This is a genomic window from Lawsonibacter faecis, from assembly GCF_014287675.1.
Lineage (GTDB): Bacteria > Bacillota > Clostridia > Oscillospirales > Oscillospiraceae > Pseudoflavonifractor > Pseudoflavonifractor faecis.
The window spans coordinates 83,351-97,677 of sequence record NZ_JACOPQ010000003.1; the positions used below are offsets into that span (position 1 = coordinate 83,351).

Genomic DNA, 14,327 nt, shown 5'->3' on the forward strand with positions numbered 1-14,327 from the left:
CCGTTTCCCTTCCCATACACTTTATTATGATCCCACGGTGTTAAATCGTTGGTAGTACTCTTCTAACTTTTCATCACAGATACGTTCGATCTCCTGCTTTTCCTCCTGGGTCAGCTTCTTCCACACCGACTCGTCCACCTGAATTACACCCAGGGTTTTGGTGTGGTAGAGCATCTGCATGTCCTCAAAACGCTTGAATGGGTTTGACAGGATGTTCCGTTGGACCTGGGCGTCGGTGTAGCCGCCCTTGGCGTAGATGCTATTGGCTTTTTCCACCACCAGGCCGGCGGCCCGGCGGGCCTCGTAGAACTCCCGGAAGTAGGTGACGATGTCGCTCAGCTTCACCCGGCCCTTCTCGTCGGCGAAGATCAGCACGGACTTCAGCAGTACCGGCTTATAGGAGTAGCTCATGTCCATCTGCCGAGCCATGTCCAGGAACAGATCTTTGCGGTTGGAGTCGTCGATAAGGGTCCAGCCGTACTGTTCCGCACATTTCTGGAGTGTCTCCTCCCTGAAATACTTGAAGGTCCGGTGCTCGCTCATGGGCACCACCAGGTCGGGCACCAGTAGGTCCTCCCGGACATAGCGCTCAATAGTCTCCGTCTGCACATCCACCCGGCGGACAAACTCCAGCTGAGAGAGCATTCCAGCGGCCTCCTCCTGCCAGTTGAAAATATCCACCAACTCATAGTCCAGGGCATCCACCGGCCAATCGATGAGGGCGTCGGGACGCTCGCCACGGTCATAGAGTCCCTGTTCCGCCATCTTCTGCCCCTTTTTGCCCAGCACCAGCGCCCCGGGCTGGTAGTCCTTCAGCCGGAACAGCCGATGCATAGAATAGGGCATGTTGTACTGATTGGCGTTGTCCACAAAGTCGAACACCATCAGGCTCTCCTTGCCCGGGGATAACCGCATCCCCCGGCCTAACTGCTGGGTGTAGAGGACCTTGGACAAGGTGGGCCGGGCCATGAACAGTACCTCGGTGGCCGGGCAGTCCCAGCCCTCGTTCAGCAGGTCGCAAGCGCACAGGACCTTGGTCTCGCCCTGTTCAAACCGGGCCAGCACCTCCTGGCGGTCGCTGGCTTTGATTTCGCCGGACACGGCCTCAGCGGTCACCCCCGCGTCGTGGAGCCGCCCGGCGATCTCCTGGGCATGTTTCACAGAGGCACAGAAAATTACCGTCCGCTTGTCCTTCACATATTGGAGCCAGGTGTCCACAATGAGCTGGTTACGCTCGGGGACGTAGATCTTGCTCTCCAGATCCCGAATGTTATACTGGACACTGTTAAAGCGGACTTTGGTAAGATCGATATTGGTGTGGATGCAGATACACCGCACCGGCACCAGCTCCCCAATCTCCACAGCGGTCTGGATGTCCAGCTTGTGGGCGGTGTTTTTGAAAATGTCCAGGATGTTCTTGTCATCGGCCCGCTCCGGGGTAGCGGTAAGGCCAAGGGTGAACTCCGGCGTGAAGTAGGCCAGAACCTTCTGGTATGTATCCGCGGAAGCGTGGTGGGCCTCATCCACGATGATGTAGCCGAAGTCATCCAGCTTGAACTTGTCCAAATTCAGGGCCACGCTCTGGATGCTGCCGCAGACCACAAAGGCATTCCCCTGCTTCACGCTCTCCACATAGCGGCCCACGGAGGCCTGGGGCCACAGTGTCCGGAAGGTTTTCGTCGCCTGGTCTACCAGCTCCACCGTATGGGCCAGGAATAGGGTTCGCTTATTAAACCGCTTGGCGTCCATAACAGCGGTCACTGTTTTGCCGGTGCCGGTGGCGTGGTACAGCAGGGCGATGGTCTCAAAGCGGCAGCGCATCTCCTCCAGGGAGTGCAGCGCCTCCTTCTGGTGCTCCTTCAGCTCCAGCCGGGAGCCGTCCAGGGCCTTACCCCGCTGGGTGGGAAGATAGTCCTCGATCTCGCGGAAGCTGGGGTGCTGACCCAGGAATACCCGCAGCTCGTCCTTCACCGTCTCCGGCTGCCGCTGCATCTGCCGCACCGCCCAGCGGTACACATCCCAGCCCAGGTAAACCATGCTGTTCTGCTTGAGCAGGTCGTCGTAGAATTTGTTCTGAGAAACAAGTTTAGGGTTGTGGGAGGCCTCGTCGTCAATCTCGATAGCCACCTTCCGCCCACCAGTCTCGATCAGGAAATCGGCGAACCGGCTGTTCTGGTAGATGTCGGAGAAGGGATACTGGGAGTAGAGATAGCCGGCTTTCTCGGCGCCGAAGGCATCGCAGAACAGCTCAATAAACAGATCCTCGGCGCTGCTGCCCGAGGCGGAGCGGTAGGCGGGCATGGGGGTCACCTCAGCTTTGTTTGATGAAAATTTTGTTCGTTTGCGCTTGGCATCTCAGCACTCCAATACTTCTTTCAGCAGAATCTTCTTCTCAAATCCGCCCCGTTTGGCGGCCTTCTCTGCCCTAACTCGCTCCAGGTCTTCCAGCGTCCAACCCCGGGCCTTCACTACGGCCCACATGACCTCCAGCAGGTCGGCCAGCTCCTCCAGGGATTTGCTCTCCTGGTACTCGGCAAGTTCCTCATTCAATTTCTCATCCAGCAGGTGCAGATAGTCTTCGTCGGAGAGCGTTTTGCAGATACAGGTCTTGCCGTCTGCCTCAATGATCTCGGGGATGCGGTCACGAACCAGCTTATGATAGCTTTTAGCAGGCATCCTTCATCCTCCTTAATATCTCCTCATCCCACCACCAATTTATTTGTCTTCTTCAAGAACTTCGCCGGAATGGGCCGGTCCAGCCTCCAGGTGATATTCATAGGACGGCTGCCCTCGTGCTTCACATAGTTCGCCGTTCCCAAGAAGGTGTAAGCCGCCGCGCCGCCGGTAATCCGGTCAGACTTGAACTCCCGGACGAACAGCAGTACCTTACTCCCCCGCTCCCGGTGGTGAATATACCGCTGTCCAGTGGGTGAGTCTACCGCCGTGGTGCTCTGGCTCTGCCAGTGGAACAGACTCTCGTTGACGGAGTAGTCCTTGTACATGGTGGTGGGCGAATAGTCCTTGTCCGCCTTGTTCAACGTCACAAAAAACACATCCAGGCCTTTCTCTGGCAGCCACTTCACACCCTCCCGGACGGTGGTAGGTTTCATAAAGTCCAACGCCACCAGTTGCTGATCCCGGGTATAGGTACAGTGGAGATCCAAGGGGCAGTCGAAGCCCAGCTCAACCGGCTCGTCGATGAAGTCGCTCTGCTCATACTGGTAGCGGAGCAGGTCCAGCAGCTCGCCCAGCAACACCGGATTGTGGGAGAGGGCGTGCAGATTACCCAGCACCTCATCGTTCGCCCAATCCTCCACCGGTTTCCCCCAGGTGGTGACATAAAACATCTGGAGCATCCGCTTCTCCACCTCGCTCAATTTGGAGAAATCCACGTCGCCCAGCCGGGGCAGTAAGTCCAGTAAGAAGGCGATCCATCGACGTGAGTCAATGACGCCCAACTTGGAGAACGCCTTGGTCAAGGTGTCCTCCAACGGCTCCGCAAAGTCCTCCCACGCGTCCGCCCGGGCACAGATGCGGGAGAAGGTGGCGAATTTATAGAGGGACCGTGGGTCCAGGTGGTAGTAGTCCAGGAAATTGGACAGGGTGAGTGCCTGACCGCTGTCCTCTGTAAAGTTGGCCGCTCGGGCCACCAGCCCGGCGGTGTTGCCATAGGAGGTCCGGATATTGTTTAAAATGTACTTGGCCGCCTTTTTCTCCATCTGGATGTAGCAGCCCTTCGGGGCGGAGACGAAGCCGTCCTTGCTCTCTCGGGTTACGCTGCGGGTGGTGTTGCTGAGTAGGGCGGCGAACTTATCCTCAAAGTTGTAGCGCTTGTTGGCCTGACCGATAAAGTCCAGCACCGTCAGGCAGTCCTTGCCCTCGCTGAGCCGCAAGCCGCGACCCAGCTGCTGGAGGAAGATGGTCAGGGACTCGGTGGGATGCAGGAACAGCACCGTGTTCACTTCCGGGATGTCCACGCCCTCGTTGTAGATGTCCACCACGAAGATAAAGTGGACCTCGCCGCCCACCAGCCGCCCCTTGGCGGTCTTTCTTTCCTCATCGGAGGACTTCCCACTGAGGAAGATGGAGAGGATGCCGTGCTCATTGAAATAGCGGCACATGAATTCCGCGTGCGCAATGGACACACAGAAGCCCAGGCCCTTCACCTCGTTCAGGTCGGTGACGTATTTCAGCAGGGAGGATACCACCAGGTCCGCCCGGCGCTCTGACACGGCTCCGCTGAGGGTATAGAGGTTGGACAGCTCCCCCTTGTCGTACTCCATTTTAGGGCGTCCAGGTCCACTGTGTCTGTGACGCCGAAGTACTGAAAGGGGCACAGCAGCTTGCGGTCGATGGCTTCCGGCAGGCGTATCTCGGCGGCGATGCGGTTGTGGAAATAGGGCAGGACGCTCTTGCCATCCATGCGCTCCGGGGTGGCGGTGAGACCCAGGAGAAGCATGGGCTGGTAGTAGTCCAGCAGCTTCTGATAGGTCGGCGCCGCCGTGTGGTGGAACTCGTCCACCACGATATAGTCGTAGAAGTCCTGGGCAGTCTTTGCGGTGAAGTCCTGGGAATTGAGGGTTTGGATGGAGAGAAACAGATAGTCAATGCTCTCCGGTTTGTAGCTGCCCACGAACAGCTCCCCGAAGTTGGCATCCTTCAGAACCGCCCGGAAGCTGTACAGGCTCTGGCGCAGAATCTTCTCCCGGTGGGCCACGAAGAGCAGGCGGCAGGGTCGGCCAGGATTTTGTCTACAAAACCGCTTGTAGTCCAAGGCGGAGATCACCGTCTTGCCGGTTCCGGTAGCCGCCACCACCAGGTTGCGGGTGTAGCCCCGGACGGTTCGTTCCGCCTCCAACTTATCCAAAATTCCCCACTGGTAGGAGTAGGGCGCGATGTCCATATTATAGACGTCGGCGTGGTCGGCATCGCAGTACTTCTCAGCCTTCAGTGCCCAGGCGAGCCGTTCCTTCTGGTCCTCGGCGTAGTACTCAAACTCGCTGGAATTCCAGTAGCTCTCGAAGGTGGCGGCGATTTTGTTGATGGTCTCGGGCAGGTCCCGCCGGGTGACCTTCATGTTCCACTCCAGGCCGCTGGAGATAGCGGCGTTGGACAGGTTGGAGGAGCCCACATAGGCGGTGGTGAAGCCGGTGTCCCGGTAGAACACATAGGTCTTGGCATGGAGCCGGGTGCGCTTGGTGTCGTAGCTGACCTTGATGCGGGCGTTGGGCAAGGCACGCAGCTCCTCCACCGCCTTCACATCGGTGGCGCCCATGTAGGAGGTAGTGATGATCCGCAACTCGCCGCCGTTTTGGGTAAATTCCCGCAGCTCGTCCATAATGAGCCGCAGGCCACTCCACTTGATAAAGGATACCAGCATATCGATACGGTCGGCGGAGACGATCTCCTTTTTCAGCTCGGTATACATCTGGGGCTCGTGGATGGCTCCAGTGAATAGACTGCTCTGGGCGATGGAGGTCTCCGGGCGGCTCAGGTCGGCAGCGGTTTTGCCTACTGCCAGCCGAGGATCCTGCTCCCGCAAAAGGGCTAAAAGCTGCTCTGCCCGCTGGTCAACGCCCAGCGCGGCAAAGTTAACTTCCTGCGTGGTATTTTGTATCAGGTCAACGATTTGGTTCGCCAAGCTTATTTGGGTGGGGAGGTCCCCGCCGTTGTCCAGCACATTGTCCAGGCCCTTCTGCACTACGTCCGCGAGGTACTGGGCCAGCACCTTGGACGCCTCTGCCTTGTCAATGGGTGCGACGGCCTTGCGAGCCTCCGGGATCCCCGCAAGCTCGCGGTTCAGGGCGTTGTTAATGACCTGTTCGTAGAGGCCGGGGTGGAGCATGGCAGGACCTTCTCTCTCGTTTCCGATTTACTACCAGTATATCCGCTGCCGTGCCCTGAGGCAAGCTGTTTGCAGGAAAAACACGGGAGTTTCCTGGGGGGCTTTTTTGTTCTGCCGCGCTTCTGCATGTGAGACCATTTAGATTGTCAAACGCACGTTTTCTGCGGTACGATAAAATTAGTCCGATACAGAAAGCAGGAAGTACTATGTCCACAATCACAATCATCAACAAAACCGTATCTATTTTCGTCTCCGTCTTTGTGCAGGGGGCCACGAACGACTTGCCCTACTGTCTGTTCTACCGGGACAGTGAGACCAACAAGCAGATATTCCAGCTCCTGATGGACAGGCAATCGTAATTTAAAGAGAGGCGCGCGGCGATGATTTAAACTATCATCGCCGCGTGTTTTTCTTATTTCCCTTCCGCCGCCTTTTTCTTTGCTTCAGCGATCTCCGCCTTCATCTGCACAATCAGTTCTTTTAGCTTTTCCTCGCATTCCTCACGGGTCTTGGCGTAGACGTTCTGGGCGTGCTTCTTACCGTCGGGCCACATGGGAGAGTACCTTCCCTCATATAGGTGGTCGTTGATCTCGCTGACGCAGCCGGTGCCGGGCTTGCGCTTTTTCCCTATATAGGGCTTGAAGTCGGTCATTCGCGGTGCTTCCGGTTGGGCTGTGGATGGCTCCACTTCCTCCTCTGATGCCACCCCCTTACCGATTCCACGGTCAATGTTGACGGCGGCTGTGTGCCGCATATCGTCCGTGATGTGGGTGTAGATGTCCAGCGTGGTGGCTGCGGACACATGGCCCAACATGGCCGAGAGTGTCTTCACGTCCATGCCGTTTTGCAGGGACAGGGTTGCGAACGTGTGTCTTAAATCATGGAAGCGCACATGCTTGCATTCAGCGTGCTCCAGAATGAGCTGGAGCCGCCTGCGTACCGCACAGGGGGTCATGGGGCAGTCCTCCTTCACCGGGGAAGGAAACATCCACCGGGAGTCCACCGTCTCCCGGTACTCCTTCAGCACCTCTACCACTGCGGGCGGCAGAGTCAGTTTGCGGATGGAGGTCTTAGTTTTCGGCGTGCTGAGCTGGAGTTCACCTTTCACATCGTAAATCTGCTTATTCACATTCAGCACGCCGGTCTTGAAGTCTAGGTCGTCCCATTGGAGCGCCATCAGCTCGCCACGCCGAAGACCGGTGGCCAAGTCCAGGAGGAACAGCTCATAGTAGCCCTCCGCCTTGGCCTGGATGAGAAACCTTTGGAGTTCCTCCCGGTCCAGCACCTGCATCACCCGTGCCTTCTTGGGCGGCAACTTACAGCCGATGGCGGGGTTGGTGCGGATCAGCCCTTCCTGCACCGCTTTTTCCAGCGCGGTGCGGCAGGTGGCGTGGCACATTCTGACCATCCTGTCGGACAGCCCCTCGCCGTAAAGGTCGGTAAAGCGTTTACGCCCCGTCTTTTTAAGCTGCGCGTAGAACTGTTGCAAATCGTTTTGTGTTAGCTTGTTCAGCGGGATATTCCCCAGCGCAGGGATGATGTGCAGGTGGATGCGGCTCTCGTAGCCCGCCTCTGTGGTGGGGCGGAGCTTGGGCTTGGAGTGATGCTCAAACCAGTAGCCCAGCCAGTCTCCGAAAAGCATCTCGGGCTGCACCTTTGCCGACGCTGTTCCACCGCAGGATTCCTTGAGCGCCTGGAGCTTTTCCAGGCACTCCTTTTTTGTTTTGGCGAGGACGTTCTTGGTCCTGGGATAACCGTTGTCATCGTAGTCGACGACGATCCGCCCTTCCCAGCGCCCATCTTTGCGCAGTCTTACGGTTCCATCTCCGTTTTTTCATTTTTTTGCCACGGTTTCAGCTCCTTTCCGAAGAGGTCCTCCATAAAGCCGCCTACGATGCCGCTGGCGGTCTTTTGCATATCCGCCGTCACATGGGTGTAGGTGTCCAGGGTGAAGCTGGCGTTGGTGTGGCCCAGGATACCGGAGAGCGTCTTGGCGTCCACGCCGCTGGCGAGGGCGTGGGTGGCGAAGGTATGCCGCAGATCGTGGAAACGGATGCTGGGCAGATCCGCCCGCTTCAGCAAGGTCTTTAAATGGTTATAAGCCGTTCCGGGGGATACGGGCAACTCCGGCATGACGGGGTTGGGGAAGATCCACCGGCTGACGGACCTCTCCCTGCGCCGCCGCAGAAGCTCCGCCGTGCTCTGGGGCAGGACGATGGTGCGCATGCCCGTTCCCGTCTTGGTGTCGCCCAGGGAGAATACACCCAGCTTCTTGCTGTGGAGGGTGCGGCATACCTTCAGCGTGTTGTTCTTTTCGTCGAAGTCCTGCCACATCAGGCCGCAAATCTCACCCCGCCGCAGGCCGGTGGTCAGCTCGGTGTAGAAGAAATCGTGCCAGATTTCGTCCTCCTCAATGACGGCAAGGAACGCGTCCAGCTCCCGGTCGTTCAGCACCCGCTTTGCGCTGCCGCTCTGTTTGGGGACGGTGGCTCCCTCCGTGGGATTCCTGGCGATGATGTGGGCCTGCTGGGCATCCTTCATCGCCTGATGGAGCATGGCGTGGATGCGCCGGATGGTGGAGTCGGCCAGCTGACTGCCCAACTCCGGGTGCTCCTTCACGCGCCCCTCTTTCTTTAGGCGGCGGTACATCCGCTGGACGTCTTGTGTGGTGATCAGGGACACCTGCTTACCGCCCAGCTGGGGCTTGATGTATTGTTCGATATGGGTCCGGTAACCCCGCAGGGTGCCGGGGCGGACGGTGTCCGCTTTGTACGCCGTCAGCCAGCGGTCCAGCCATTCCCCCAGCGTCATGCGGCTGTCCTCAGTCAGGTCTACGTCGCGGTAGTCCTCGATATTTCGGTGGAGCTTGTCCAGCAGCTCCTTCTGCGTCTTGGCGTAGACATGGCGGAAGATGGAGTCACCGTTTTGCTTGTGACCAATAACGATGCGGCCCTCCCAGCGGCCGTCCTCCCGCTTGCGCACCATGCCGTCTCCGGACGGTCTTCTTTTTGCCATCGATTTCACCTCGCTTCGGGTTTGCGCAACACAACACATACCACATTCCGTCTCGGAAAGCTATCAAATTCAGCACTAAATTTTTGCTGCTTACAACTCTCGTTCGGGAAATACCGCCCGAAGATCATTCCTTGCAATATCAGTGTTTTCAAGCTATACTTGACGCATCGGCCAACACAAGGAGGCGTGCTCAAATGGAGCAAGCACAGAACATCGTATACCTGACTGGCGACACCCATGGGCGCTTTGACCGTGTGATAGACTTCTGTTTGCTAAAAGGGGTCACCCAAGAAAACACGTTCATCATTCTCGGTGATGCCGGTCTAAATTATTTCGGCGACGGACGGGACACGCTGAATAAGCAAGTCCTTTCCGAATTGCCAATCACCTTCTTCTGTATTCACGGGAACCATGAGATGCGCCCCGGCCCCGAGCTCGGCTATGAACTGCGGCACTATCATCGTGGGCAGGTCTGGGTCCAGCCTGCGTATCCCAATATCATGTTCGCTGTTGATGGCGAGATCTATGATTTCTGCGGCCATGCCTGTCTTGTCATCGGCGGCACATACAGTGTAGACAAGTACTACAGACTGGCCAGAGGCTGGCACTGGTGGGCGGATGAGCAGCCGTCACAGGAGATTATGGCCAAGGTGGAGTGCGTTCTGTCTGAACGCGATTGGCGGGTGGACATCGTTCTCTCTCATACCTGCCCGCTGCGCTACGAGCCGGTGGAAGCTTTCCTTCCCTCGATTGACCAGTCCACAGTGGACAAATCCACTGAGCAGTGGCTCGGAGAAATTGAGCGCCGTCTTCACTATGAGCAGTGGTACTGCGGCCACTACCACATTGAAAAGCAGATTGATAAGCTCCGCTTTCTGTTTAATGACTATGCGCTGCTCCCGCCCATATCGTCTGTGGCGGAAGCGGATGCCCGCGTCTCCCGCTAACGGGAGGCGCTTTTCTTTTTACATGGACATGGTGGGGCCCTGATATTCCTCATGGTCATCCGCCTTGTGGCCCAGGGCGATTTTCTTCTCCCGCTCCCGCTGACGGAGCTTGTGGTCGGTGTAGCGGATGCCCGTCGGACCGGACTTGGGCAGGGAGTTGTCATGAAACATACTGCCGATCTGCCGCAGCAGATGGGTTGCCGCCAACAGTGCAGAGGGCGTGCGGAACTGGTCAAGCCGGTCGAGGAAGAATTGTGCGTACTCGTTGCCCTGTTCTGCGGACAGCTTCAGCCATCGTTCCGCCAGTCTCCTATCCTGCGGCACCACGCGCCCCAGCAGATAGAGCTTGCCCAACGTGTACTGGGCGAACTGGTTGCCCCGCTGCGCCGAATCATTCAAATATTCCAGCGCCTTTGGCACATCCTTCGGGACGATTTCGCCCCGCAGATACTCCTTGCCCAGCCGGTACCCGGCGTAGGAACTGCCGTTTTGTTGTGCCTGCTCCAGCCAATATAGCCCTGCCGGGATGTTCCTCACCAGCGGATCATCGGTGAGTAACAGCTTGCCCAAAGCGTACCGGGCGACATTCAGTCCCTGCTCCGCCGCCCGCTGAAACCAATCCCGCGCCTGCTCCGCATCGGGAATGACCACTGTGCCGTCACGGTAGAGCTTGCCCAGCAGGTGCTGGGCGTAGGGGTTGCCCGCCTGGGCGGCTGTGGTCATCTGCTCCACGGCGTAGTCCCGTTCGTCCAGCGGCAGGTCGGTGTCGTAGATTTTATCCCGATACTGACAGTAGAACACTGCGTTGTAGCGGGCGCTCTCCGGCTCGTCCGCCGCCGATAAGTCTTCATCCTCAAAGGTGATCTCTCCCAAACGGATGCGCTCGGCCTCCTGGATGACCGCGTTCTTGATGGCGCGGAATTCCTTCTGCTGGAATAATTTCTGCCGCTTGCGCTCGTCTCCTCCATAGTAACTGTCCACCTGCCCTTGGAGCTTCAGCCATTTTTCATAGCACTGTGCCACCGCCGGGATGCGTTCCATCTGGTCCACGATTTGGTCGGCGAGGGCTTTCAGGGGCTTCGGCAGGTAACCGTAACTTTTCTTACCGCGCACCGTTTCCAGTCCTTGCGCCAACTGCAACATCAGCGTTTCCACTTCGGGATGGTCGCACAGACCTGTCTGCATGGTGCGTATCAACTCCAGCATTTCCTGCCGCGTCTGCCGTACCAACTCGTCCCGGCTGGCGGACTTCTGCTCGTAAATGTGCAACAGCTCCTGTTTGAAAATATCATTCGTGAGGACGGATTTGATTTGGCGGATGCCTGCACGGGTGAGATAAGCCTGCCCCGGTTTTGCCGACCACGCCATCATGTGGATGTGAGGATGGCCGCCCTCATCGTGGAATGCGGCGTACCAACGGAAGTCCTTCGGCGGAATCTTCATCGCCGCCGCGATGTCATTGCGGTGGGCGCGGATAAGGTTGCGCCACGCCTGGGCGCTATCATAGCCCAGTCGGGCGGCGTCCTCCTGGTGCAGGGAGATGATATGCGTCCAGACGTTTCCGGTATAGGAGTTGAGCTCCGCCATCGCTTCCTTTAGGTCGACGCTGTCCTCGTCACCGAACAGACCATGGGAACCGAGCCGCTCCGCGCGGGGACGGGTGGCGATGTACTTCATATAGCCGTCCATTTGACTGACCGCAGACCAGTTTTCCTCCAGTGCCATGGTAATGAGCGCTGAGGCGTTGGCTTTCGTTTTGTGTTCGAAGTAGTCGCTGTACTCATCCAGATCCTTCACGGCGGGAAAATCTCTCAGCATTTTTGCGACGAGCTGCTCCTGCTTCCGCGTGGGCGGGCGGTCATCCGCCACCTTCTGCACATGCTCACGGGTACCGATATAGCGCAGATAGCCCCCGACGCCGGCAGCGTTGCCGCTGCCAGTGCACTTGATGTAGGGACTTTTGACGATCAGCCTTGCCATCACAGGTCACCCTCACGGCGCATCCGCTGTTCCAGTGAAATGCGTCCGTTGGTCTGTTTCACGTTTTTGACGCTCTCCGCCCGCAGTCGGCGCAGAGACTCCTCGTCGATTTCAAAGGCACTGGACAGGAGGCCGTACACCATGTCCAGCTCCACTGAGTGTTTGAACATCAGGCTCGCCATGCGATCCTCCAGCATCCCCAGCCGGCCGTCAATGGCTGTGATGATCTCCTTTGGCAACAGGGATTGGGCGCCCTGTACTTCTTGGTAGTCCGTATAAAAGCGAATCGCGTTTTCGATATACTCCCGCCGGCTTCGGCTCCCGTCCATTGTATAACAGCGTTCCAGCCGCTCCCGCAGCTCCGGCTCCAACCGAATCGCCAATTTTTCTCTTTCGCTCATATTTTCTCCGTTTCTCCGCAAGACCCCTGCGGAAAGGCTGTCCACATGGGGTTTCTCTGAATTTCAGACCTCTGCGGCACATATCTTCCGTTTCAAGACCCCCGTTCCGTACCCCCCGAAACTGCCCGCACTGCGGGCAGTTGTGACCGGGCCGGCGCGCTTGCGACGCCTGCCCTTTATCCTGCTTTTTCTTTCGTCCCTCGCACCTCGTCCAACAGCGGCTCAAATTCGCTTGTTTTGTCCTCGGAGGGGTAGGTGCTTGCTTCACCCTCCAAAGCCCCACACAGCGGCTCACAGGGGCCGACAGGGGCGGGCATTACCAGTCGCTCCGCAGCCCGTTGATGCTGTGCAGTCAAATCAGCCCGAGCTAACTGCCGCTCATAAAATAAATCCAGCGCCTCCTGAACGGGACGGATGGTGTAGAGCAGACTGCCGTTGCGCTTCTGGCCGGATCGGGTACAGACGCTGGTCGGCTCGGTAGAAATCAGTGCCTTCTCCTCCAGGGCCATCACATACTTCCGTACCGTGTTCTGGCTCATATCCACCGCCCTGCCGATGGTCTTGTAGCTGGGCCAGCACTGAAAGGTTTTCCGGTTCTCCAGATAGAGCAGATAAGTGTAGACCGCAATCTCACCTGAGTTGAGGCCAAGTATAAAAATTTCATTGGGCAGTGGGAAGTAATTTTTGATGGGATCACGTTTAGGATACCGGTTGTACTTCAAACGGCACCTCCCGTGTTCTGTTCCACCCATGCGATAAACTTCTCCTTGGGAACGACAATGCGGTTCCCGATTTTCAGGATAGGAAAATCCTTTTCGTGCATCAGTTCGTATCCCGTTGACGGCGATACCCCCAGCACCTTCGCCACCGTCTCGGCGTTCAGGAACAGCGGCAGCTCGTCGTAGTTTTTGTAGACGGATTCTTTCACAGCGTTACCTCCTTGCGATTGATTTTACTTTTTCCATCTGCTACAATGAGGGTAACATACAGAGATACAGCTTTCAATAGATTAGCCGTTGAATGGGTAAATGCCAAATCTCAATCGGATACAAGGGGGGGCGCAAACATGGCGGATCATTTTGACTGCTTTTCGGTCCTGTTTGGACGGGGTGAACTGTATATCGGCGGCGAGCCATTTCCGCTGGGGCAGTGCGCCACGGACATTCTGAACCTGGACAGTGCTGTGTTGACAGAGCTTGACCGGCGAGTTGGTGGGCTGATACCGGCGGCTAAAAATTTGTTTGGCGAAAAAACAGACAGCGCCGCCCGCTCCGCACAGGAGCGGCTGAACGCTGTCTGGGATCTGATATTTGATCTGCCGGTTTATCGAGATCTGGAACTGGATAAGTGGTCGGCGTACAACCTCTTCCCACTTTTGCTCGCCGACCAGGAAAAGCTGGCCGCTGCTTTGGATGAACACTCCGAGGCGCATCAAATGTTTCGGCGGCTGATGGACGGTCTGGAGTATTTTCCGGAAAGCCTCCGCAACTTCCGGGGACAGGTGATGGGGATGCTGGAGCTTTACTTTGATCCGATCAAGCGCAGGGGTGCAGACGCTTACGCCATGGCCTACGCACAATACTTTTCAGACATGAGAGCGGCGGGAGCTATACTCCCCGACATGAATGACTTTGAGCAGAGTTTTCCCGTTCAGGTAAAGTTCGTCCCAATAATGAAACATCCGGCCGGGAGCGGCAAGGTCATCCTGGCGGAACAGGCGGAGTTTACCTATCTGTCCCACTTCCTCTATACGGATTTTTACCGCGGCCTGACGGCGGGCAACGCGCCCCGCCGCTGTCACAACTGCGGGAGGTATTTTCTGCTGACTGAGGGCTACAACACCTGCTACTGCAACAATATTGCGCCGGGCGAAACCGAACGCACCTGCCGCAAGGTGGGCGCCCACCGGAAAGAGGCGAAGGAGCGTGCCTCCGCCACACCTGCCCAGAAGGAATACACAAAGGTGTATAACCGATTAAAAATGCGGAAGCAGAGAGGGAAGATTAGCGTCGATGAATGGAACGAGGCAGTGGGCAAGGCCCAGGACTTGAAGGAGCAGTCCGAGCGTGGCGAACTGAGCGATGAGGAACTGCGCAGGCAGTTGGAGGCCCTGTGAGCAAAAGAACACGGCGGACTGAG

Annotated in this window: 11 protein-coding genes and 1 pseudogene; 3 read left to right on the plus strand and 9 right to left on the minus strand. The window is 57.4% G+C overall.

What is annotated here, in order from left to right; all coding sequences use genetic code 11:
- Positions 1–24: 24 nt before the first annotated feature.
- From H8S62_RS04815 to H8S62_RS04825, 3 genes and pseudogenes are all read right to left on the minus strand, one after another.
- Entirely contained in the window at positions 25–2,301 is a 2,277-nt protein-coding gene (locus H8S62_RS04815) for a DEAD/DEAH box helicase (protein WP_186918659.1), read from the minus strand.
- Between the two features lie 54 nt (positions 2,302–2,355).
- Positions 2,356–2,676 (minus strand): nucleoside triphosphate pyrophosphohydrolase, encoded by a 321-nt coding sequence (locus H8S62_RS04820; protein WP_186918660.1) that lies wholly within the window; start codon positions 2,674–2,676, stop codon positions 2,356–2,358.
- A 23-nt stretch (positions 2,677–2,699) separates the two neighbouring features.
- Positions 2,700–5,845, minus strand: a pseudogene (locus tag H8S62_RS04825) (DEAD/DEAH box helicase).
- 206 nt (positions 5,846–6,051) lie between these two features.
- Between H8S62_RS04825 and H8S62_RS04830 the strand changes: the two are divergent.
- Positions 6,052–6,204 carry a hypothetical protein gene (locus tag H8S62_RS04830; protein ID WP_186918661.1) on the plus strand — a complete coding sequence of 51 codons (153 nt, stop codon included), beginning with the start codon at positions 6,052–6,054 and terminating at the stop codon, positions 6,202–6,204.
- A gap of 53 nt (positions 6,205–6,257) precedes the next feature.
- Here H8S62_RS04830 and H8S62_RS04835 read toward each other — a convergent pair whose 3' ends face one another.
- Both H8S62_RS04835 and H8S62_RS04840 read right to left on the minus strand, forming a co-directional pair.
- The gene (locus tag H8S62_RS04835; RefSeq protein ID WP_207723469.1) at positions 6,258–7,655 is read right to left on the minus strand and encodes a tyrosine-type recombinase/integrase; all 1,398 of its coding nucleotides are present in this window, start codon (positions 7,653–7,655) and stop codon (positions 6,258–6,260) included.
- Between the two features lie 2 nt (positions 7,656–7,657).
- On the minus strand, positions 7,658–8,860 hold the full coding sequence (locus H8S62_RS04840) for a tyrosine-type recombinase/integrase (protein WP_186918663.1): 1,203 nt from the start codon (positions 8,858–8,860) through the stop codon (positions 7,658–7,660).
- A gap of 194 nt (positions 8,861–9,054) precedes the next feature.
- Here H8S62_RS04840 and H8S62_RS04845 point away from each other — a divergent pair, with 194 nt between their 5' ends.
- The gene (locus tag H8S62_RS04845) at positions 9,055–9,807 is read left to right on the plus strand and encodes a metallophosphoesterase (protein ID WP_186918664.1); all 753 of its coding nucleotides are present in this window, start codon (positions 9,055–9,057) and stop codon (positions 9,805–9,807) included.
- An 18-nt stretch (positions 9,808–9,825) separates the two neighbouring features.
- Here H8S62_RS04845 and mobP3 read toward each other — a convergent pair whose 3' ends face one another.
- From mobP3 to H8S62_RS04865, 4 genes are all read right to left on the minus strand, one after another.
- The gene (gene mobP3 / locus H8S62_RS04850; protein WP_186918760.1) at positions 9,826–11,787 is read right to left on the minus strand and encodes a MobP3 family relaxase; all 1,962 of its coding nucleotides are present in this window, start codon (positions 11,785–11,787) and stop codon (positions 9,826–9,828) included.
- Complete coding sequence (locus H8S62_RS04855) at positions 11,787–12,188, minus strand: hypothetical protein (protein WP_186918665.1); 402 nt, start codon at positions 12,186–12,188, stop codon at positions 11,787–11,789. The genes mobP3 and H8S62_RS04855 overlap by 1 nt, the downstream gene beginning before the upstream one ends.
- A 176-nt stretch (positions 12,189–12,364) precedes the next feature.
- Positions 12,365–12,910, minus strand: a complete 546-nt coding sequence (locus H8S62_RS04860; protein ID WP_186918666.1) for a helix-turn-helix domain-containing protein — start codon at positions 12,908–12,910, stop codon at positions 12,365–12,367.
- Positions 12,907–13,116, minus strand: a complete 210-nt coding sequence (locus H8S62_RS04865) for a helix-turn-helix domain-containing protein (RefSeq protein ID WP_186918667.1) — start codon at positions 13,114–13,116, stop codon at positions 12,907–12,909. Before H8S62_RS04865 ends, H8S62_RS04860 begins: the two co-directional genes overlap by 4 nt.
- A gap of 138 nt (positions 13,117–13,254) precedes the next feature.
- On the opposite strand from H8S62_RS04865, the gene H8S62_RS04870 reads away from it, so the two are divergent.
- Positions 13,255–14,304 (plus strand): DUF6076 domain-containing protein, encoded by a 1,050-nt coding sequence (locus H8S62_RS04870; RefSeq protein WP_186918668.1) that lies wholly within the window; start codon positions 13,255–13,257, stop codon positions 14,302–14,304.
- Positions 14,305–14,327: the final 23 nt, after the last annotated feature.

What these genes read in the sequence shown, in the direction of transcription:
- H8S62_RS04855 (WP_186918665.1), bottom strand. Translation starts at nt 12,188, where the DNA reads ATGAGCGAAAGAGAAAAATTGGCGATTCGGTTGGAGCCGGAGCTGCGG.
- H8S62_RS04830 (WP_186918661.1), top strand. Translation starts at nt 6,052, where the DNA reads ATGTCCACAATCACAATCATCAACAAAACCGTATCTATTTTCGTCTCC.
- H8S62_RS04845 (WP_186918664.1), top strand. Translation starts at nt 9,055, where the DNA reads ATGGAGCAAGCACAGAACATCGTATACCTGACTGGCGACACCCATGGG.
- H8S62_RS04820 (WP_186918660.1), bottom strand. Translation starts at nt 2,676, where the DNA reads ATGCCTGCTAAAAGCTATCATAAGCTGGTTCGTGACCGCATCCCCGAG.
- H8S62_RS04870 (WP_186918668.1), top strand. Translation starts at nt 13,255, where the DNA reads ATGGCGGATCATTTTGACTGCTTTTCGGTCCTGTTTGGACGGGGTGAA.
- mobP3 (WP_186918760.1), bottom strand. Translation starts at nt 11,787, where the DNA reads ATGGCAAGGCTGATCGTCAAAAGTCCCTACATCAAGTGCACTGGCAGC.
- H8S62_RS04815 (WP_186918659.1), bottom strand. Translation starts at nt 2,301, where the DNA reads ATGCCCGCCTACCGCTCCGCCTCGGGCAGCAGCGCCGAGGATCTGTTT.
- H8S62_RS04840 (WP_186918663.1), bottom strand. Translation starts at nt 8,860, where the DNA reads ATGGCAAAAAGAAGACCGTCCGGAGACGGCATGGTGCGCAAGCGGGAG.